Genomic DNA, 19,513 nt, shown 5'->3' on the forward strand with positions numbered 1-19,513 from the left:
GTCCTGGCCGTCGTTGCTACGGTCAAGTCCTCGCGAAGGTGCGAGCGAGCCCAACCGGGCAGACTGCATCATCCAAATTCGCGGGGCGAGGGAGGCCAGAAGGAATGGTCGGCTCCCGGGAGATCACGGCATAAGCCGTCCAGCCATCGCGCAGGGAAGGCCGAGTGATCGGCCACACCTGTATGCTGCTGTGCGGTTCTTTCTGTGTGTGCTTTTCGCGCAGCGGACCGCGGGTGCGAGCCAGCACCCGGCCTTCCCTGCGCCCTCTTGGATGAGAGGGTCGCGAGACCAAGCAAAGCTCGGGCGAATTGCGCCGCGAGGACGCGAAGGCATGTCCGTGAGCTGAGCTGCGTGCCACAATCTCGATCTCGTAGGGTGGGCAAAGCGCAGCGTGCCCACGCCTTGTTGCTTATGGACAGAGATCGTGGGCACGGCGCGATGCGCCTTTGCCCACCCTACGGCACTGCAGCTGGGATATGCATTGGAGCATCGCGATGGTGCCTCCTGCTCCGTCATTGCGAGGAGCGCTTGCGACGAAGCAATCCAGAATCCCTCCGCGGAAAGACTCTGGAGTGCTTCCGCCTTCGCCGAGGCTTCGGCGGACAAGTCGCTTCGCTCGCAATGACGGCGTGGAGAAAGCGTGCGTCATAACTCCGCTGGTGCCCCGGACGGAGCGCAGCGCTCCTTCAACGGTGCGGCTTGTCCGGGACACGAGGGAAGAATCGTTGACGAGCGGCGCGCCCCGACTCACCCGCGCGGTCACCGCCTCGTGGAGCAAATGCGGAAGTGTTGTTGCCGATACAAAATCTGAAGTTGTGGGATCATCCTTCCCGCGAGGGTATTGAAGTAGTCCACCCCGTGTCTTCCCGGTAACGATTGTGCTGTCTACGCAACACTCGGTTCCGATTTAACCGTCATCACTGGTGGTTCGCATCACCGCCGCTTTTTGGCCACACCCAAACATGAATAAAATCGCTCTAATGTTCTAGGGCAGCGGCGGTCTTCGAAGGCGACGAGAAATCCCAAGGTCGATTCAAATCTTGGCTCTGATTTTTCGGGTCTGAAAGGGTTGACCGAGGAAACTGGTTTGCGATGAGCGCGAAGATTGACAAGCAGAGGCTGCCGAGCCGTCACGTGACGGAAGGCCCTGCGCGCGCGCCGCATCGGTCCTATTTCTACGCCATGGGTCTGACCACCCAGCAGATCCACCAGCCTTTCGTCGGCGTCGCCTCGTGCTGGAATGAGGCCGCTCCCTGCAACATCGCCCTGATGCGCCAGGCGCAGGCGGTGAAGAAGGGCGTGGCGTCGGCCGGCGGCACCCCGCGCGAGTTCTGCACCATCACCGTGACCGACGGCATCGCGATGGGCCATGACGGCATGCGCTCCTCGCTGCCGTCGCGCGAATGCATCGCCGACTCCGTCGAGCTGACCGTCCGCGGCCATGCCTATGACGCCCTGGTCGGGCTCGCCGGCTGCGACAAGTCGCTGCCGGGCATGATGATGGCGATGGTCCGTCTCAACGTGCCCTCGATCTTCATCTATGGCGGCTCGATCCTGCCCGGCACGTTCCGCGGGCAGCAGGTCACCGTGCAGGACATGTTCGAGGCCGTCGGCAAGCACTCGGTCGGCGCCATGTCGGACGAGGACCTCGACGAGATCGAGCGCGTGGCGTGCCCCTCGGCGGGTGCCTGCGGCGCGCAGTTCACCGCCAACACCATGGCGACCGTGTCCGAGGCGATCGGCCTTGCACTGCCTTACTCGGCCGGTGCTCCGGCACCCTATGAAATCCGCGACGCCTTCTGCATGACCGCGGGCGAGAAGGTGATGGACCTGATCGCCGAAAATATCCGGCCGCGCGACATCGTCACCCGCAAGGCGCTGGAGAATGCCGCCGCCGTGGTCGCAGCCTCGGGCGGCTCGACCAATGCTGCGCTGCACCTGCCGGCGATCGCGCATGAGTGCGGCATCAAGTTCGACCTGTTCGACGTTGCCGAAATCTTCAAAAAGACACCATATGTCGCGGATTTGAAGCCGGGCGGCCGTTATGTCGCCAAAGACATGTTTGAAGTAGGTGGCATACCGCTTCTGATGAAGACGCTGCTCGACAACGGCTTCCTGCACGGTGATTGCCTTACCGTCACGGGCCGCACGATCGCCGAAAACCTCAAGAGCGTGAAGTGGAATCCGCACCAGGACGTGGTGCACCCGGCAGACAAGCCCATCACCGTCACTGGCGGTGTGGTCGGTCTGAAGGGCAATTTGGCGCCAGAAGGTGCGATCGTGAAAGTCGCGGGAATGTCCAACCTCAGGTTTACCGGTCCGGCCAGGTGCTTCGACCGTGAGGAGGATGCTTTCGAGGCGGTCCAGAAGCGCACCTACCGCGAAGGCGAAGTCATCGTGATCCGCTACGAGGGGCCGAAGGGCGGCCCCGGCATGCGGGAAATGCTCCAGACCACCGCGGCGCTGACCGGCCAGGGCATGGGCGGCAAGATCGCGCTCATCACCGACGGCCGCTTCTCCGGCGCCACCCGCGGCTTCTGCATCGGCCATGTCGGGCCGGAAGCGGCCATTGGCGGCCCGATCGGGCTGCTCGAGGACGGCGACATCATCGAGATCGACGCGGTCGCCGGTACCCTTAACGTAAAATTGAGCGACGCCGAGCTGGCCCAGCGCAAGACCAAATGGACCGCTCGCGCGACTAACCACACGTCAGGTGCGCTCTGGAAGTATGCTCAACAGGTTGGACCAGCGGTCGGGGGGGCAGTGACCCATCCGGGCGGCGCGCACGAGAAACAGTGCTATGCGGACATCTAGGCGTGCCATAGTTGCGTTTGTGTTGGGGGCCGGTGCGCTGGCCGCCCCGGCGCTTGCCTTCGACGGGGCTCCGGTCAACCCGAAGGACGCGACCATCCCGGTCGTGACCACCTTGCCGGGGACCGCGGTGACCGCGCGCGGTAAGGTCGCGCCGGCGGCTGTGCCTCAGGAGACCTCGCTCAGTGCGCTGCAGTATGCCGCCGAGGGTGGCCACCCCATCGCGCAGTGGAAGCTTGGCCGCATGTACGCCAATGGCGACGGCGTCGCCCAGGACGATCTGCGCGCCTTCGAATATTTCAGCCGGATCGCCAATGCGCATGCCGAGGACAGCCCGTCGGCACCGCAGGCGCAGATCGTGGCCAACGCCTTTGTCGCGCTCGGCCGCTACTATCTGAGCGGCATCCCGAACTCGAAGGTCAAGTCGGATCCGGAGCGGGCGCGGGAGATGTTCTCCTATGCGGCGTCTTATTTCGGCAATGCCGACGCTCAATACGATCTCGCCCGGCTCTACCTGAAGACGCCGGACGCCTCGCGCGAGGATTTCCGCTATGGCGCGCGCTGGCTCGGCCTCGCCGCGCAGAAGGGCCAGCACGAGGCGCAGGCGCTGCTCGGCCAGATGCTGTTCAACGGCGACCGCCTGCCGAGGCAGGCCGCGCGCGGCCTGATGTGGCTGACGCTGGCGCGTGACAGCGCCGGCGCCGAAGAGACCTGGATCAAGGAAAGCTACAGCCGCGCCTTCGCCAAGGCCTCCGACGACGACCGCGCCATGTGCCTGCAAATGCTGGAACAGTGGGTGCAGGGCGGCCGCCGGCAGTAGCTCGGCAATCTCGGTCTCGTAGGGTGGGCAAAGCGCAGCGTGCCCCCCAATTCTGCGTAGCCTACGCCGCCTCCAGATCCAGATCCGCCCACACCGGCACGTGGTCCGAGGGCTTCTCCCAGCCGCGCACATAGCTGTCGATCCCGACATTGGCGAGCCGGTCGCTGGCCTGGGGCGACAGCAGCAGGTGATCGATCCGCAGGCCCTGGTTCTTCTGCCAGGCCCCGGCCTGGTAGTCCCAGAAGGTGTAAAGCCCGGGCTCATCCGTGACAGCCCGCAGGGCATCGGTCAGGCCGAGGCCGAGCAGGGACTGAAAGCTCTCCCGCGTCTCCGGCTTGAACAGCGCGTCCTCGGTCCAGGCGGCGGGGTTATGGACGTCACGGGCGTGCGGGATGACGTTGAAGTCGCCGGCGAGGATCAGCGGCTCCTCGGTCTTGAGGCGCTCCTTCGAATAGTCAAGAAGCCGGGACATCCATTTGAGCTTGTAGGGATATTTCTCGGTCCCGACCGGATTGCCATTGGGCAGATAAAGGCAGGCGATGCGCATCACGCCCGTCTTCAGCGTCACCACGCCCTCGATGAAGCGGGCATGGGCGTCCTCGTCGTCGCCGGCGAGCCCCGACTTGGTCTCGTCGAACCGGAGCTTGGAGAGCAGCGCGACACCGTTGAACGTCTTCTGGCCGTGGGTGACGACGTTGTAGCCGAGCGCCTCGATCTCCAGCCGCGGAAAGGCCTCGTCGACGCATTTGATCTCCTGGAGGCAGACGATGTCCGGCTGGCACTCCCTCAGCCAGGTCAGCAGGAGGTCGATCCGCTGCCGGACCGAGTTCACGTTCCAGGTGGCAACTCTGATGGTCATGTCGGCGGGCTCCGGGCAGGGGCCATGGTTAGAACAAACTGCAAACGCGCCCGTCAAGGACGCCGCAAAATCTCCCACAAAATTAACCCGGCTTAAGCATGCGGCAGGCCATTGATCGTCAAAAGGTTCCGCGAATGGGATGGCCGGACAAGTCGATGAAGCAAACTGAGCCGCGTGACGGCCTGATCGGCGCGTTCCTGTATTGGCTCGGCGGCTTCGAGATCGAGGACGGCCTGACCGCCGATCTCAGCGAGCGCGAGATCCGCCGCATCCGCGCCAAGCAGATCGACGCCGTGACGCGGCTGATCCCGGTGACGATGGCGGTGACGATGCTGAACGTCGCCATCGTGCTGATCCTGTTCTGGGGCAGGGGCTGGAACGACTTCCTCGCGATCTGGGGCCTGACGCTCGCCGCCACCGCCTCGCTCGCGGTGCGCGCCTGGCGGCGGTCGCATCAGAACCCGCCGCAGGAGGCCTCGCCTCGCGCGGCGCGGCAGATGCTGCGGCAGGCGGTCTTGCTCGCCGCGATCTGGGGCGCGCTGCCGCTCGCTCTGTTCAGCCGCATCGAGCCGACCAGCCAGCTGATCCTGGCCTGCCTGATGGTCGGCATGATGTCGGGCGGTGCCTTCACGCTGTCGACCTTCCCGCGTGCCGGCCTCGTCTATCTCGCCACCATGACGACCGCCTGCGCCGGTGCGATGCTGCTCTGCGGCGCCGGGCCGTATCTGGTGACGGCGGTGTTCCTGCTGCTGTTCGCATTTTTCATGGCGCGCAGTATCGTCTCGCAGGGCAATCTGTTCCTCGGCAATCTCAAGGCCCAGCTCGAGCTCGAACGCCAGACCGAGATCATCTCGCTGCTGCTGAAGGACTTTCAGGAGAACGCCAGCGACTGGCTGTGGCAGACCGATGCCGAAGGGCATCTGATCGACGTGCCCGAGCGCTTCGCGGACGTCGCTCAGTTGCCGCTGCCGCTGTTGAAGGGATCGCATTTCGCCGACGTGCTCGACATGCTGTGCCCGGAGGACAAGAGCGCGGCCTACAACGTCGTCGGCCTGATGGAGCAGAACGAGCCGCTGCACGAGATGAACCTCAAGGTCGTCGCCGGCGGCGAGGCGCGGCTGTGGTCGCTGACGGCCAAGCCGGCCTATGACCGCGAGGGCCAGTTCCTCGGCTATCGCGGCTTCGGGCGCGACGTGACCGAACGCTGGCGCGCGGAAAAGGCGGAGGCCGAGAGTCGCGCCAAGTCGGACTTCCTCGCGGTGATGAGCCACGAGATCCGCACGCCCATGAACGGCGTGCTCGGGCTTGCCAGCATGCTGCTCGAGACCAGGCTCGATCCGGAGCAGCGCGAGGCGGTCACCACGATCCGCGAGTCCGGCGACAATCTCCAGCGCATCCTCAACGACATCCTCGACCTGTCCAAGCTCGAGGCCGGGCGCTTCACCTTCGAGGTGATCGACTTCGCCCCGCAGGCGCTGGTGGAGGCGGTTGCGACCGTGGTGCGCGCGAGCGCCAAGGCCAAGGGGCTGACGGTCAAGCTGGCACTCGACCCGAACCTGCCGCCGACGCTGCGCGGCGACGTCGCTCGTATCCGCCAGGTGCTGCTCAACCTCGCGTCCAATGCGGTGAAGTTCACCGATGAGGGCGAGGTGACGATCTCGGCAACCTGCCAGGCGCGCCGCGACTTGCTGGCGACCGTCGAATGGACGGTGACCGACAGCGGCATCGGTATCGCTCCCGAAAAGCTCGGCCAGCTCTTCAGCGACTTCGCGCAGGCCGATGCCTCGATCAGCCGCCGCTTCGGCGGCACTGGCCTCGGCCTTGCGATCTCCCGGCGCATCATCGAGCAGATGGGCGGCACCATCGGCGTCACCTCGGCGCCGGGCGAGGGCTCGACCTTCCGCTTCACGCTGGTGCTGCCCTGGAGCCAGGTCCAGGCCTCCGAGCAGACGGCCGGCCACGACGAGGCCGACGAGCTCAAGGCCCGTATCGCCGGTCTCGATCGGCCGCTGAACGTGCTGGTCGCGGAGGACGATGCAGTCAACCGCATGGTCGTGAGCAAGATGTTGGGGGCCTTCGACGTCGAGCTGCGCGTCGTCACCGACGGCGCTGAGGCCGTCGCGGCAGCATTCGAAGGCAATTACGACGTGGTGCTGATGGACGTGCGCATGCCCGACATGGACGGGCTCGCGGCCACCCGCGCCATCCGCGCGCAAGGCGGACGCTGCGAAGCTTTGCCGATCGTCGCGCTGACCGCCAACGCCTTCCCCGAGGACGTCAGGATCTGCCGCGAGGCCGGCATGTCGGACTTCCTCGCCAAGCCGCTGCGCAAGCCGGCGCTGGTCGCGGCCTTGCTGCGCGCGCTCGACGGCTACACGATGTCAGAGGACGCGCCGCTGCAGCCGGAGCTGATGCCGGTCGAAATGGAGTGGACGGACGAGGAGAAGCAGATAACAGGCGCGTAGGCGCTAACCACGTGCATGAATATGTGTTTCGCACCTGTTGGCCGGACGCTGGCAATTCGGATGCGCGCTGTTACCTTGCTGCGCCATGCGCATTGTTGTCCTGCTTCTCATCTTGTTCACGGCCTCCGCCCGCGCCGGCGACGGGCCGCTGATGAGCGCACACATGATGTTGCCTGTCGTGATCTCCGGCAACAAAGTGTCGCTGGAAAGCTTCGTCATTCGTCCTGATCGTCCCGGCAAATTTCCTCTCGTCGTGATCACTCACGGAATGCCTAGCGGCGGCGAGGAATTCTTCACTGAAATCCTCAACCGTTCTCCAGTCGGCTACAGCAAGGCGGCCGTCGCCTTCGCGCAGCGCGGATATGCAGTGGTCTCAATCATGCGTCGTGGCTATGGACGATCTGGGGGAGGGTTCTCCGAGTCTGCGCGGCAGACCTGCGACTATCTTCCGGCCACGCGCGCTGCCAGCGACGATGTCATTGCGGCGGTCGCTTCACTGCGTCATGAGCCCTGGGTCGACGCTGAGCATGTCGTCTTGCTCGGTCATTCCGTTGGGGGGCTCACGGTGATGGCCGTCGCCGCACAGAACATACCGGGAGTCGTTGGCGCCGTGAATTTTGACGGCGGTCGGCATAGCTTCTCCGCACCCAACCAACCTTGCTCGCCTGATAATCTGGTCTATACATCAGCCGCATTGGGGCGCACGGCCCGTGTCCCCATGCTTTGGCTCTATGCTGAGAACGATCAATTCTACGGTCCAGACTTGGCACAGCGCATGTTCGCGGCCTACAGCGCCGGCGGTGCGCCAGCGCAGTTGCATGTGCTGCCTCCGTTCCGACCGAACGGCCACAATACCGTCATGCTCGCGCCGGCAGACACCTGGTTTCCATCCGTTGAACCCTTCCTCGAAAAGCTGGGTCTTCCGACCAAGACCGTCATAGAGGCGCCGTTGTTCGCTGAGCTGCCAATCCCGCCGGGGGCTGTCGCCGCTTGTCAGGAGGCGTTCGCGGACTATCTCGCCAATCCCGATGATGCCAAGGCCTTCGCGGTGAGCACGGGCGGCCACTGCGGTATTGGAGTTGGCCGCACAGCTCCGGAGGCACGCGAACCTGCTTTGATGAAATGCAAGATCAATTCGCGCGGCGAAGATTGCAGGCTTTACGCGGTCGGACAGAAGCTGGCGGGGGATTGAACCGCAGTCCGCGCGATAGCGGCACTCCCATTGCAATTTGCCGGAATGATCCAGGCATGACCCGTCAAAAGTCGGGCTAGACCGAGAAGCTGGTCCCGCAGCCGCAGGACGCCGTGGCGTTGGGATTGTTGACGCGGAACGAGGCACCGATCAGATCGTCGACGAAATCGACCTGCGATCCCGCCAGGAACGGCTGCGAGGCGGGATCGACCAGCACCACCGCATTGTCCTGCTCGATCACGAGATCGTCGTCCGTGCGCGCACGGTCGATGTCGAACTTGTACTGGAAACCCGAGCAGCCGCCGCCCTCGACCGAGATGCGCAGCATCGCGCCAGAGCCTTCGCCCTTGAGGATCTCTCCAATCCGGCGTGCGGCGCGGTCACTGATGGTCACGTCGGTCGTCATGGCTCGTCTCCGATAGTCGCGCGGTCATACCAGGTTCACTTGCCCAATTCATTTGGTATCCCGCGTCCGGCATAGTTAAGTGCAAGGATACGCAGAATCAAATGGATAGGGACTAAATTCGTCGTGTCCGTCGGAATGGCTGCCCCCCATGCGCCCTATGCCTGCGATCCCGACCGCAGCCGCGGCCGGCTGGTCGCGGAGCCGCCGAGCCGGACCCGCAGCCCGTTCCGGCGGGATTGCGACCGGGTGATCCATTCCACCGCGTTCCGCCGCCTGAAGTACAAGACCCAGGTGTTCGTGTTCCACGAGGGCGACCATTACCGCACCCGGCTGACCCATTCGCTGGAGGTGGCGCAGATCGCCCGGGCGCTGGCCCGGCAGCTCGGGCTGGACGAGGACCTCACCGAAACCCTGGCGCTGGCCCACGATCTCGGCCATCCCCCGTTCGGCCATGCCGGCGAGCGGGCGCTCGACGCCTGCCTGAAGGATTTTGGCGGCTTCGACCACAACGCCCAGACGCTCCGCGTCGTCGCTTCGCTGGAGCATCGCTACCCTGATTTCGACGGGCTCAACCTGACCTGGGAGTCGCTGGAGGGCATCGTCAAGCACAACGGCCCGCTGACCGACCGCAGCGGCGCGCCGGTGGGGCGCTATCGCGAGCAGGGCATTCCCGTCGGAATCGCCGACTACATCAAGATCTACGACCTCGAATTGTGGAGCTTCGCCTCGCTGGAGGCGCAGGTCGCCGCCATCGCCGACGACATTGCCTATGATGCCCACGATATCGACGATGGCCTGCGCGCCGGCCTGTTCCATCTCGACGATCTCAAGGTGATGCCGCTCACGGCCGAGATCATCGCCGAGACCTCAGCGCACTATCCCGATCTCGAGGACCTCAGGCGTGGCGCCGAGCTGGTGCGCGAGCTGATCTCGCACCTGATCGGCGCGGTGTTCGCGCAGGCGCAGAAGAACCTCGCCGCGGTGAAGCCCCAATCGGCCCAGGATGTCCGCCAGCAGAGCCGGGCGCTGGTCGCATTTCCGGCCGAGGTCGCCGAGGAAGAGGCCGCCATCAAGACCTTCCTCTATCAGCACATGTACCGTCACAAGCGGGTGATGCGGGTGATGGGGGAGGCGGAGCAGATCCTGTTCGACCTGTTCGCGAAATACCTGAAATCCCCTAGCGAGCTGCCGCCGGAATGGCTGCTGGGGGCGGAGGCGGACAATGAGGGCGACCGGGCCCGCCGGATCGGCAATTTCATTGCCGGAATGACCGACCGTTTCGCCCTGACCGAGCACCAGCGGCTTTTTGACTCGACCCCGGATTTGCGTTAGGCGGCGGCCATGCCCGACACATCCTCAGCACTGCATTTGTTCGCCGACGTGCTTGCACGCGTGCACGCCGCCTGCCGTACGCTGGCGGCGGAAGCCAACTGGCCCGAGGGCATCGATTTCGCGCGCGTGGTGGTCGAGCCGCCGCGCGATCCCTCCCATGGCGACATGGCGACCAACGCCGCCATGGTGCTGGCGAAAGAGGCCAAGGCAAAGCCCCGCGACCTCGCCGAGCGGATCGCAGAGCGGCTGCGCGCGGACGCGCTGATCGCCAAGGTCGACGTCGCCGGTCCCGGCTTCATCAATCTGACCTTGAGGCCGGCCGCCTGGGCCGAGGCGTTACGGACAGTGCTGCGCGAGGGCGCCGATTACGGCCGCGTCCGCGGCGGGTCCAAGGTCAATGTCGAATACGTCTCGGCCAATCCGACCGGTCCGATGCATGTCGGCCATTGCCGCGGCGCCGTGTTTGGTGACGCGCTGTCGAGCCTGCTCCAGTTCGCGGGCCACGACGTCGCGCGCGAATATTACATCAACGACGCGGGCGCCCAGGTCGACGTGCTCGCGCGCTCCGCGTTCCTCAGGTACCGCGAGGCGCTCGGCGAGGACATCGGTGCGATCCCGGAGGGGCTCTATCCGGGCGACTACCTGAAGCCGGTCGGCGCGGCGCTGGCGAAAGAGCACGGCGACAAGCTCCTCGCGATGAACGAGGCCGGTTGGCTGCCCACGGTGCGCGCCAAGGCGATCGCGATGATGATGGACGAGATCAAGGACGATCTCGCCGCCCTCAACATCCGCCACGATGTGTTTTTCTCCGAGCGCTCGCTGATCGAGAGCGGCAACAACAGGGTTGCCGAGACCATCGATTTCCTGAAGGCCAAGGGCGATGTCTACGAAGGCCGCCTGCCGCCGCCGAAGGGCGCGCCGGTCGAGGATTGGGAAGACCGCGAGCAGCTGCTGTTCAAGGCGACGGCTTACGGCGACGACGTCGATCGTCCGCTGATCAAGTCGGATGATTCCTACACCTACTTTGCCGCCGACATCGCCTACCACAAGAACAAGTTCGACCGCGGTTTTGCGGAGATGATCGACGTCTGGGGCGCCGACCATGGCGGCTATATCAAGCGCATGCAGGCGGCGGTGAAGGCGACGACCTCTGGTAAGGGTTCGCTCGACGTCAAGATCGTCCAGCTCGTCAAGCTGCTGCGCAACGGCGAGCCGGTGAAAATGTCCAAGCGGAGCGGGGACTTCGTCACCTTGCGTGAGGTGGTGGATGAGGTCGGCCAGGATGCCGTCCGCTTCATGATGCTCTACCGCAAGAACGACGCGGTGCTCGACTTCGACCTCGCCAAGGTCATGGAACAGTCGCGCGATAACCCGGTGTTCTACGTCCAGTACGGCCACGCCCGCGGCCACTCGATCTTCCGCAACGCGAGAGCGGAGGTGTTCCCGGAACTGCCGGAGGATGTCGGCGAGCGGATCGCCTGGCTCGCTGAGTCGGCGGTGGAACGGCTGTCAGACCCCGTCGAGCTCGACCTGCTCAAGCGGCTCGCAATATTTCCGCGCATGCTGGAAGCTGCCGCCGCGGCCCACGAGCCGCACCGAATTGCCTTTTATCTCTATGATTTAGCCAGCGAATTTCATGCACTTTGGACGAAGGGGCGCGATTTGCCCTATTTACGCTTCATTATCAATAATGATGCAGATCTTACAAAGGCGCGACTGGCCATGGTCCAGGGCGTCGTCTCGGTTCTGGCATCGGGCCTCGCCATCCTCGGCGTCCATGCTCCGAACGAGATGCGGTAGTTTGGGGCGAACTACTTAAGGGGAATATCGGGGGTAACCGGCAGAAGCCGGATCGCTTAGACTTGGTTGAAAGCCTTGTGGGTCGAAAGCCGTGCCTTGGTCGAGGGGCGCGCGGCTTTCCCGAAGGGACGCATCATCACGATGGCCGAACGATATCAGGACAGACCGTTTCCCTCCGATGACTATGGTCGCGGTGGCGCCCAGCATGGCAAGGCGGAAAGCGATCCCTTGGCCGAGCTCGCCCGCCTGATCGGACAGACCGATCCGTTCGCAGCTCAGGGGCGGCCCGGCGCACATCCGCCGGCAGTCCCTGCGCCCGCACAGAGCTATCAGGACGACGACTATCGGCAAGCGGATCGGCAGGACGATTATCAGCAGGACTATGCCGAGCAGGCCCCGCCGGCGCAGCCCGGGCCGCCCTCATGGATGCGGCGCGCCAACGTGCAGCCGCAGCCGGCGCCTGCTCCCGAGCCCGATTATCCCGTGTCCGTGAACCCGGTTCATCCGTTGCACCGCTATTCAGCCCAGCCCGCCGCGCCCGAGCCTGAACTTCACCAGCCGCAGGCTTATCAGGATCATGCCTACCAGCAGGATCAGGCTTACCAGCAACACGCCTATCAGGAGCCGCATCAGCAGCCCGATCCGGCGCGTTACGACGATGCGCTCTATGGCCGGCTGGAGGCAGGCGAGCAGGACTATCAGCGCGATCCGGCCTATCCCGACGATCCCTACGCGTATCAGAGCGACTATCCGGAGGCGGAGCCCGAAGAGCCCAAGAAGCAGCGCGGCGGCATGATGACGGTCGCTGCGATCCTGGCGCTTGCCGTGGTCGGCACCGGCGCCGCCTTCGCCTACAAGACCTATGTCGGATCGCCCCGCAGCGGTGAGCCGCCGATCATCAAGGCCGACAACACTCCGACCAAGATCGTACCCGCGCCGTCGGATTCCTCGGCCAAGGTGCCGGATCGCATGGTGAGCGGCGATGGCACCGAGAAGATCGTGCCGCGCGAAGAAGCGCCGGTCGACGTCAACGCCAAGGCGGGTGGTCCTCGCGTGGTGTTCCCGCCGCTGAACCAGAACGCGAACCCGCCCTCGGTGGCGAGCGTGTCGCCGTCTGCGGTACCGCCGCCGAGCACGGGCGCGAGCAACGGCACGATGTCGAACAGTTCGCCGCGCCCGATCAGGACTGTCGCCGTGAAGGGCGATCAGACCGATAGCGCCACGCCGCAATCGGCCGCCGCCGCCAAGCCGACGGCTGCGCCGAAGCCTGTTGCCGCGCCCGTGGTGCCGCCGGCACCGCGCAATCCGCCGACTTCGGCCAATGCCAGCGCCAACCAGCCGATGTCGCTGGCGCCGCAATCGGTCCCGGCGGCCGAACCGCCGCAGCGGATGGCTGCGACCACCCCGACGCAAATCGCGCCCGCCAGCAGCGGCGGTGGTGGCTACATCGTGCAGGTCTCCTCGCAGCAGAGCGAGGATAGCGCGGCCGCGTCGTACCGCGTGCTTCAGAGCAAATATGGCAGCGTGCTCGGCTCCCGTTCGCCGGTGATCAAGCGCGTCGACCTCACCGACAAGGGCAAGGGCGTCGTCTACCGCGCCTTCGCTGGTCCCTATGGTTCGGCCGAGGAGGCGACGCACGCCTGCAACAGCCTGAAGTCTGCAGGCTTGTCCGCCTGCTTCGTCCAGAGGAATTAACGGCCGTTTCCTTGACCCCCTCGCGGGTCAGGGTTAATCGGCCGTTATGAGCACGCGGGCCTTCATTACCGGTGTATCCGGAACGGAACTGACCGCCGTCGAGCGGGAGTTTATCCGCGACCAGCGCCCATGGGGCTTCATCCTCTTCAAGCGCAATGTCGCAACCCCAGCTCAAGTCGCTGCACTGGTTGCGGAATTGCGGACGGCGGCCGGTGCCACCGACGCGCCTGTCCTGATCGATCAGGAGGGTGGACGGGTGCAGCGCCTGGGTCCGCCGCACTGGCCGGTCTATCCGCCGGGCGCCGTTTTCTCGACCTTGTACGACACTGATTCGGCACTCGGGCTCACCGCGGCGCGGTTGTCCGCCCGTCTGATCGCAGCCGATCTTGCCGATCTCGGCATCACCGTGGATTGCCTGCCGCTCGCTGACGTGCCGGTCGAGGGCGCCGATGCGGTCATCGGGAACAGGGCTTATGGCACCGAGCCCGGCAAGGTCGCAGCGATTGCCCGCGCGGTCACCGAGGGCCTGGAGCAGGGCGGCGTGCTGCCGGTCCTCAAGCACATCCCCGGCCATGGCCGGGCCACTGCCGACACCCATTTCAAGCTGCCGACGGTCGATACGCCGAGGGGAGAGCTGGAACGGACCGACTTCGCCGCGTTCAAGCCGCTTTCGGACCTGCCGATGGCCATGACTGCACATGTTGTGTTTAGCGCGGTCGACCCCGCCCATCCGGCGACGACATCTGCGACAATGATTGCTGACGTGATTCGCGGCGCAATCGGGTTCCAGGGTTTGTTAATGAGTGATGACGTGTCGATGAACGCGCTGTCGGGGAATATCGCCGAGCGGACCCGCGCCATCTTCGCGGCCGGCTGCGACATGGCCCTGCATTGCAACGGCAATATCGAGGAGATGCGCGAGGTCGCCGGCCAGACACCTGAGCTGTCGGGCCGGGCGCTGGAGCGGGCGAACGCCGCGCTCGCCGCGCGCAAGGCGCCGCAACCGCTCGACCGCGTCGCCGCACGCACTGAGCTGGACGCATTGATCGCACGGGCAAACACGGCTTCCGCATGACCGCAGAAATTCTATCTTTCGAAACCGGGCGGCCCGCAGAGCTCGCCGAGGGTGAGCCGGCGTTGGTGGTGGACGTCGAGGGCTATGAGGGCCCGCTCGATCTGCTGCTCGCGCTGGCGCGACAGCAGAAGGTCGACCTCGCCAAGATCTCGATCCTGGCGCTGGCCGACCAGTATCTCCACTTCATCGAAGCCGCACGAAAGATCCGGCTCGAGCTTGCCGCCGACTACCTCGTCATGGCGGCATGGCTCGCCTTCCTGAAGTCGCGCCTGCTGCTGCCGGAGCCGCCGAGCGCGGAGGGCCCGAGCGCCGAGCAGATGGCGACCGCGCTCGCCAATCGCCTGCGCCGGCTGGAGGCCATCCGCGAAGCCGCCAACCGGCTGATGAACAGGCAGCAATTGCTTCGCGACATCTTCCCGCGCGGCGAGCCCGAGCAGATCGCCGAGATCAAGCATCCGAAATACACGGCGACGCTGTACGATTTGCTCACCGCCTACGCCTCGCAGCGCCAGTCGCGCGTGCTGGCGAGCGTGCATCTGGCCAAGCGCACGGTCTGGTCGCTCGCCGAGGCGCGCGCCACGCTGGAGCGGCTGGTCGGCAGCATCAGCGAGCAGGACGATTGGGGCGTGCTCGACGACTTCCTGGTCCGGCACGTCGCCGATCCGACGCAGCGCGCGACGGTGTTCGCCTCGAGCTTCGCCGCCGCGCTGGAACTGGTTCGCGAAGGTCAGCTCGAGCTGAACCAGAAAGAGGCGTTTGCGCCCATCTATTTCCGGAAGGGGCGCCCCAAACCGGTGCCGGACGCAGCTCCTGCGCCTGATGCGCCGGTCGGTTAAGTGCAAGAAGGAGAATCTGCCATGGCAAGCCTGGCTGAAGTGCGGATAGAAGAGGCCGAGCCGATGGAGAACGAATCCCAGGCACGTCCCGAGGAATTGCGGCTGCTGGAAGCGCTGCTGTTCGCTTCGAGTGAACCGCTGGATACCGCGACGCTGGCCAAGCGCATGCCCGAGGGCGTCGACGTCAAGGCCGCGCTCGAGCAATTGCAGGCCGACTATTCCTTGCGCGGGGTGAATCTCGTTCGCATCGCCAACAAATGGTCCTTCCGCACGGCGGGCGATCTCGCCTGGCTGATGACGCGGGAGAGCACCGAGACCCGCCGCCTGTCGCGCGCGGCGATCGAGGTGCTGGCGATCATCGCCTATCACCAGCCGGTGACGCGCGCCGAGATCGAGGAGATCCGCGGCGTGGTCACCTCGAAGGGCACGCTCGACGTGCTGCTGGAGACCGGCTGGATCAAGCCGCGCGGCCGCCGCAAGACGCCCGGCCGTCCGCTGACCTTCGGAACCACCGAGGACTTCCTGTCGCAGTTCACCCTGGAACAGCTCGGCGATCTGCCGGGCCTCGAGGAGCTGAAGGGCACGGGCCTGCTGGATTCGCGCCTGCCGACCGGATTCAGCGTGCCGACGCCGTCGGACGACCCGCAGCTCCGCGAAGACGAGGATCCCTTGGAACCGGGCGAGGACCTCGATCTGGCGCTGGCGCCTGCGGTCGAGCCCGAGACCCCGGAAGAGGCGCCGCAGGGCGGCAATGAGGGGGGCGGTGAAGGCGGCACCGAAGAGTGAGGCCTTTGCGTTTTACCGGTGCCCTGCGACCGGTTAACACTAGCAAGATTACGTAGTGCCAACAGCGAATTGGCGCTGCCTAGGTCCTTGTTTTTGAGACCTGCCAAGCCTAGGTTTCGGTGAAGATCGGCCGGGTCCCCGGCCATGCGCGTTTGGAGGGTTGCAGGATGGGTTCACTCAGCATTTGGCACTGGATCCTGGTGATCGCAGTGGTCCTGCTGCTGTTCGGCCGCGGCAAGATTTCGGATCTGATGGGCGACGTGGCGCAGGGCATCAAGGCGTTCAAGAAGGGCATGCAGGACGACGACAAGCCCGCCGAGAAGCCCGAGCCGGCCAAGTCCATCGAGCACAATGGTGCGCCGACCGCGGCGCGGTCCGACGTCGGCAGCAAGGCCGTCTGAGCCGGAAGAAGCACGCGAGACGCGGGGTGCGGCCCGATCCTGCGCGCAAGGGATTGGGCCGGCTGCGGCTTCGCGTGAACGGAAGACCTCATGTTCGACATCGGGTGGAGTGAACTGGTCCTGATCGGGGTCGTGGCCCTGATCGCCATCGGCCCGAAAGAGCTGCCGGGCGTGCTGCGCATGGTCGGCCAGTGGATGGGCAAGGCCCGCAAGATGGCCGCCGAATTCCAGGGCCAGTTCCAGGAAGCGATGCGCGAGGCCGAAATGGCCGACCTCAAGAAGAGCTTCGACGAGGTCAAGGAAGCCGCGACCAGCTTCAATCCGCTGACCTCGCTGCAGAAGGACGTCAGCGACGCGCTCCGTGTCGATGCGCTGGACAAGCCGGCAGAGACGTCGACCACAACGGCGGTCGAACCGCCGGTAACACCAACCACCCCGGAAGCGCCGACGCCTGCGACCTTCATTGAAGCCGAGGCGCATGCGGCCGCCAACGAGCCGCTCGCGATCACCCGTGAGGTCGAGCAGGCACCGGTTGCGCAGGACACCGCGCCATCCGAAGCGATCAAGGACGCCAAAGCGTCATGACCGACGCCGATATCGAGGCCAGCAAAGCCCCGCTGATGGACCATCTGATCGAGCTGCGCTCGCGGCTGATCAAGGCGCTGCTCGGCTTTGGCATTGCGTTCATCTTCTGCTTCTTCTTCGCCAAGCAGATATTCAACGTGTTGGTATGGCCTTACGTCCTGGCCGTCGGCGATCCCGCAAACGCCAAGCTCATTTACACTGCGTTCCTTGAATATTTCCTGACCCAGCTGAAGCTGGCGATGTTTGGCGCGGCCTTCATCTCGTTCCCGATCGTGGCGGGGCAGGTCTACATGTTCGTGGCGCCCGGGCTCTACAAGCACGAGAAGCAGGCCTTCCTGCCGTATCTGGTCGCGACGCCGTTCTTTTTCGTGCTGGGTGCGGCGCTGGTCTATTTCGTTGTGTTCCCGATGCTGGCGCGCTTCTCGCTTGGCATGCAGCAACTCGGCAGCGACGAGACCGCAAAGATCGAGCTGTTGCCGAAGGTCGGCGAATATCTGTCGCTGATGATGTCGCTGATCTTTGCCTTCGGCATTGCCTTCCAGCTTCCGGTGATCCTGACGCTGCTTGGCCGCATCGGCATCATCACCTCGAAGATGCTGCGCGAGAAGCGGCGCTATTTCATCGTCATCGCCTTCGTCATCGCGGCCGTGCTGACGCCGCCCGACGTGATCAGCCAGTGCTCGCTGGCGATTCCGCTGATGGCGCTCTATGAGGGCTCGATCATCGCGGTGGCGATGGTGGAGAAGAAGGCTGCCGCCGCGGCGCAGGCCGCCACCGGCACCGACGTGTCGACGCCGGCTAATCCGGCGGAGTAGGGCGGCCCCACGCTCCGGTGTCATTCCCCGCCTGGTGCGCAATTGCGCACTGGTGCGGGGAATCCAGTACGCCGCGGCCCCTCGGAGAATCACCACCGTCTCTGGAATACTGGATCATCCGCTTTCGCGGATGATGGCAGCTGTGCTAGGGGACGCGCTGACGTACAACGTTTGCCGTTGTCTGTTTACGCGCCGATCCAGGACCACAGCCATGCACGACATCAAATCGATCCGCGACAATCCGCAAGCCTTCGACGCCGGCCTCGCCCGGCGCGGCCTGAAGCCGTTGTCGGCCTCGCTGCTCGCGATCGACGAGACGCGGCGCGCGGCGATCCTGGCGTCCGAGCAGGCGCAGGCGCGGCGCAACGCGGCGTCCAAGGAGATCGGCGATGCCAAGAAGGCCAAGGACGAGGCGCGCGCGGCCAAGCTGATGGCCGAAGTCGCCGAGCTCAAGACTACGATGCCGCAGCTCGAGGCCGCCGCCAAAGCCGCCGATGAGGAGCTGACCAAAGAGCTGTCCGCGATCCCGAACATTCCGTTCGACGAAGTGCCCGATGGTGTCGACGAGCACGGCAACGTCCAGCACCACGTGTTCGGCAACAAGCGCAACTACAGCTTTGCGCCGAAGCTGCATGACGACCTCGGCACGGCGCTGGGCTACATGGATTTCGAGGCGGCGGCAAAACTCTCCGGCGCGCGGTTCGTCGTGCTGAAGAAGGCGCTGGCGCGGCTCGAGCGCGCGCTCGGACAATTCATGCTGAATCTGCACGTCGACGAGCACGGCTATACCGAGATCAATCCGCCGCTGCTGGTGCGCAACGAGATCATGTTCGGCACCGGCCAATTGCCGAAGTTCGAGGACGATCAGTTCTGGGCGATCAAGGGCGAGCTGCTTGCCTCGCCCGACCAGGAGCGGCTGAGGACTGAGCGCCTCGGCCTGATTCCGACCGCGGAAGTCTCGCTCACCAACCTCGCGCGCGAATCCATTCTTGACGAGAAGCAACTGCCGATGCGGCTCACTGCGCTGACGCCGTGCTTCCGCGCCGAGGCGGGCGCTGCCGGGCGTGACACGCGCGGCATGATCCGCCAGCACCAGTTCACCAAGGTCGAGCTGGTCTCGATCACGACGCCGGAGGTGAGCAAGGACGAGCTGGAGCGGATGCTGTCCTGCGCCGAGCAGGTGCTGCAGCGGCTCGGCCTGCATTATCGCGTGATGACGCTTTGCGCAGGAGATATGGGTTTCTCGTCGCAAAAAACCTATGACATCGAGGTCTGGATGCCGGGGCAGGGCGAGGGCGGGGCATTCCGCGAGATCTCGAGCTGCTCGGTCTGCGGCGACTTCCAGGCACGGCGCATGGATGCGCGCTCGCGCGGTCCCGACGGCAAGCCGCGTTTCGTCCACACGCTGAACGGTTCGGGCACCGCGCTCGGCCGCGCGCTGATCGCCGTGATGGAGACCTATCAGCAGGAGGACGGCTCGATCCCAGTCCCCGACGTGCTGCAGCCCTATATGGGCGGCGTGAAGGTGATCGGGCGCGACTAAAGCGTTTTCGGGCGAAGTGGGTACGGTTCGCGCCAAGAAAACGCGTCAAGACGAGAATCGCATTGCTCGCCTGTAACGGCGGAAACGATCGG

16 protein-coding genes are annotated in these 19,513 nt (G+C 65.1%); 14 read left to right on the forward strand and 2 right to left on the reverse strand.

Features of this window, described 5'->3' with window-relative positions:
• Positions 1 to 1,092: 1,092 nt before the first annotated feature.
• Positions 1,093 to 2,814, forward strand: a complete 1,722-nt coding sequence (ilvD, locus tag BM190_RS19265; protein WP_092257810.1) for a dihydroxy-acid dehydratase — start codon at positions 1,093 to 1,095, stop codon at positions 2,812 to 2,814.
• The gene (locus BM190_RS19270; RefSeq protein WP_026201921.1) at positions 2,801 to 3,631 is read left to right on the forward strand and encodes a tetratricopeptide repeat protein; all 831 of its coding nucleotides are present in this window, start codon (positions 2,801 to 2,803) and stop codon (positions 3,629 to 3,631) included. The genes ilvD and BM190_RS19270 overlap by 14 nt, the downstream gene beginning before the upstream one ends.
• 61 nt (positions 3,632 to 3,692) lie before the next feature.
• Here BM190_RS19270 and xth read toward each other — a convergent pair whose 3' ends face one another.
• Entirely contained in the window at positions 3,693 to 4,490 is a 798-nt protein-coding gene (gene xth / locus BM190_RS19275) for an exodeoxyribonuclease III (RefSeq protein WP_092257813.1), read from the reverse strand.
• 134 nt (positions 4,491 to 4,624) lie between these two features.
• Between xth and BM190_RS19280 the strand changes: the two genes are divergently transcribed.
• Positions 4,625 to 6,955 carry a hybrid sensor histidine kinase/response regulator gene (locus tag BM190_RS19280; protein WP_092257816.1) on the forward strand — a complete coding sequence of 777 codons (2,331 nt, stop codon included), beginning with the start codon at positions 4,625 to 4,627 and terminating at the stop codon, positions 6,953 to 6,955.
• An 85-nt stretch (positions 6,956 to 7,040) separates the two neighbouring features.
• Positions 7,041 to 8,147 carry a dienelactone hydrolase family protein gene (locus BM190_RS19285; RefSeq protein WP_092257819.1) on the forward strand — a complete coding sequence of 369 codons (1,107 nt, stop codon included), beginning with the start codon at positions 7,041 to 7,043 and terminating at the stop codon, positions 8,145 to 8,147.
• 76 nt (positions 8,148 to 8,223) lie between these two features.
• Here the strand turns inward: BM190_RS19285 and erpA are convergent, their stop codons facing one another.
• A complete protein-coding gene (gene erpA, locus BM190_RS19290; protein ID WP_018317867.1) occupies positions 8,224 to 8,553 on the reverse strand; it encodes an iron-sulfur cluster insertion protein ErpA in 330 nt (109 codons plus the stop codon).
• Positions 8,554 to 8,688: 135 nt separating this feature from the next.
• Here erpA and BM190_RS19295 point away from each other — a divergent pair, with 135 nt between their 5' ends.
• The 10 genes from BM190_RS19295 (at position 8,689) to serS (ending at position 19,421) form a co-directional block, all read left to right on the forward strand.
• On the forward strand, positions 8,689 to 9,885 hold the full coding sequence (locus tag BM190_RS19295) for a deoxyguanosinetriphosphate triphosphohydrolase (RefSeq protein ID WP_244550677.1): 1,197 nt from the start codon (positions 8,689 to 8,691) through the stop codon (positions 9,883 to 9,885).
• 9 nt (positions 9,886 to 9,894) lie between these two features.
• Entirely contained in the window at positions 9,895 to 11,685 is a 1,791-nt protein-coding gene (gene argS / locus BM190_RS19300) for an arginine--tRNA ligase (RefSeq protein ID WP_092257824.1), read from the forward strand.
• Between the two features lie 141 nt (positions 11,686 to 11,826).
• Positions 11,827 to 13,380: an SPOR domain-containing protein gene (locus BM190_RS19305; protein WP_092258582.1), complete on the forward strand. Its 1,554-nt coding sequence runs from the start codon at positions 11,827 to 11,829 to the stop codon at positions 13,378 to 13,380.
• A gap of 46 nt (positions 13,381 to 13,426) precedes the next feature.
• The gene (gene nagZ, locus BM190_RS19310; protein WP_092257827.1) at positions 13,427 to 14,455 is read left to right on the forward strand and encodes a beta-N-acetylhexosaminidase; all 1,029 of its coding nucleotides are present in this window, start codon (positions 13,427 to 13,429) and stop codon (positions 14,453 to 14,455) included.
• A complete protein-coding gene (locus BM190_RS19315) occupies positions 14,452 to 15,291 on the forward strand; it encodes a segregation and condensation protein A (protein ID WP_018317872.1) in 840 nt (279 codons plus the stop codon). The genes nagZ and BM190_RS19315 overlap by 4 nt, the downstream gene beginning before the upstream one ends.
• 21 nt (positions 15,292 to 15,312) lie before the next feature.
• Positions 15,313 to 16,077, forward strand: coding sequence for an SMC-Scp complex subunit ScpB (gene scpB, locus BM190_RS19320; protein WP_177237162.1), 765 nt, complete (start codon positions 15,313 to 15,315; stop codon positions 16,075 to 16,077).
• Positions 16,078 to 16,244: 167 nt separating this feature from the next.
• Complete coding sequence (locus BM190_RS19325) at positions 16,245 to 16,478, forward strand: twin-arginine translocase TatA/TatE family subunit (protein ID WP_018317874.1); 234 nt, start codon at positions 16,245 to 16,247, stop codon at positions 16,476 to 16,478.
• Positions 16,479 to 16,568: 90 nt separating this feature from the next.
• On the forward strand, positions 16,569 to 17,063 hold the full coding sequence (tatB, locus tag BM190_RS19330) for a Sec-independent protein translocase protein TatB (RefSeq protein ID WP_018317875.1): 495 nt from the start codon (positions 16,569 to 16,571) through the stop codon (positions 17,061 to 17,063).
• Positions 17,060 to 17,878 carry a twin-arginine translocase subunit TatC gene (gene tatC / locus BM190_RS19335; protein WP_018317876.1) on the forward strand — a complete coding sequence of 273 codons (819 nt, stop codon included), beginning with the start codon at positions 17,060 to 17,062 and terminating at the stop codon, positions 17,876 to 17,878. Before tatB ends, tatC begins: the two co-directional genes overlap by 4 nt.
• A gap of 211 nt (positions 17,879 to 18,089) precedes the next feature.
• A complete protein-coding gene (serS, locus tag BM190_RS19340; RefSeq protein WP_092257833.1) occupies positions 18,090 to 19,421 on the forward strand; it encodes a serine--tRNA ligase in 1,332 nt (443 codons plus the stop codon).
• Positions 19,422 to 19,513: the final 92 nt, after the last annotated feature.

Origin of the sequence: Bradyrhizobium sp. Rc3b (genome assembly GCF_900114915.1) — a bacterium.
Classification (GTDB): Bacteria; Pseudomonadota; Alphaproteobacteria; order Rhizobiales; family Xanthobacteraceae; genus Bradyrhizobium.